This is a genomic window from Streptomyces sp. NPDC002690 (genome assembly GCF_053592415.1).
Map to the genome: position 1 here is coordinate 1 of NZ_JBSFVR010000691.1, position 1665 is coordinate 1665.

General features: G+C 73.5%; 1 protein-coding gene. It reads right to left on the reverse strand.

Going from position 1 to position 1665, the window contains the following annotated elements:
* Window positions 1-159 precede the first annotated feature (159 nt).
* The coding region (locus ACWD3D_RS36760) for a phosphatase PAP2 family protein (protein WP_451464980.1) at window positions 160-1665 on the reverse strand (1506 nt) is incomplete at its 5' end.

The following is a 1665-nucleotide window of genomic DNA, read 5'->3' on the forward strand; positions in this document are numbered from 1 at the left end:
CCATGCCCAGGGCCGAGGTCGCGACCAGGGCCTTGACCCGGTTCTCCTGGAGGTCGGTCTCCGCCTGGAGCCGGTCGGCCGAGGTCCCGGCCCGGGCTTCGTCGTGTCCGCGTCCGGCGCCGTGCGGGCGCCGTGCGGGCGCCGTGCGGGCGCCGGACGTCAGGTACTCGCCGCCGTACCTCCCGCGCCGCTCACCCTTCCCGCGCCGCCCGCGCTGACCGCCAGGGGGCGGGCGTCCGCCGGAGGGCTCCCGTCGCTCCCCGCCACGGGCTCCCGGTCGGGGCGCACCAGCCGGCGCGGGCCCGCCAGGGCATAGGTCAGCAGGAAGCCGAGCGAGACGACGAACGCGCCGCCGGCCGCGTCGAGGACCCAGTGGTTCCCGGTGCCCACGATGGCGCAGATGGTGAAGAACGGGTGGAGCAGCCCCAGCGGCTTCATCCAGACCTTCGGGGCGAGGATCAGGATCATCAGCCCGCACCAGAGCGACCAGCCGAAGTGCAGCGACGGCATGGCCGCGTACTGGTTGGTGACCGAGGTGAGCGTCCCGTAGTCGGGCTTGGAGAAGTCCTGGACGCCGTGCACGGTGTCGATGAACCCGAGGCCCGGCATGAGCCGGGGCGGGGCCAGCGGGTAGAGCCAGAAACCGACCAGGGCGAGGAGGGTCGCGAAGCCGATCGTGGAGCGGGCCCAGCGGTAGTCGGCGGGGCGGCGCACGTAGAGCACGCCGAGGATGGTCAGCGGGATGATGAAGTGGAACGTCGAGTAGTAGTAGTCGAAGAAGTCCCGCATCCAGCCGATTCCGGCGACCTTGTGGTTGAACCAGTGCTCGACGTCGATGTGCAGCCACCGCTCCAGCGAGTGGACCTGCCGGCCGTGCTTCTCGGCGGTGGGGCGGCCCGCCGTCGCGGCTAGCCGGACCTTGGCGTACGCGGAGTACACCACCCGGATGAGCAGGAGTTCCAGCAGCAGGTTGGGGCGGGTCAGCACCCGGCGCCAGAACGGCAGCAACGGCACCCGGCTCCAGCGCGCCGCGACCGGCCGCGCGTACTCGGTGGGGACCGGCTTCAGCCAGTACGGCGAGGTGCGCGGCAGGAACGGGACGGCGCAGGCGGCGCCGAGCGCGGCGAGCAGCACCACGTTGTCGCGCACCGGGTGGAGCGCCGCCATGTTCGGCAGCAGCATGGTGCCGGGCAGGGTGAGGACGAGCACCACCACGGCGGGCCAGACCGGCCGGTCCGAGGCGCGCTTCCCGACCCGGCCGACCACCGCGAGCAGCACCCAGAGGAGCTGGTGCTGCCAGGAGGCCGGGGAGACGACGACGGCCACGCAGCCGGTCACCGAGACGGCGAGGAGCAGCTGCCCGTCCCGGGCGTACCGGGCGGCTCGGCGCAGTCCGAGCACGGCGACGGCGACGGCCAGGACCAGCAGGACGGTGATCTCCAGCGGGCCTTCGAGGCCGAGGCGGAGCAGGGCGCCGTGCAGCGACTGGTTGGCGAGGCCGTCCGGGCGCTCGCCGAGGCCCGCTCCCGCGACGTGGTGGATCCAGTACGTCCAGGAGTCGTGCGGCAGCGCGGCCCAGGCGACGGCGGTGAGCGCGGCGAAGGTGGCGCCGACCGCGTCCAGAAGCGGATGGAGCGCACCGTCTGGAACACCGGCGGCTGCACC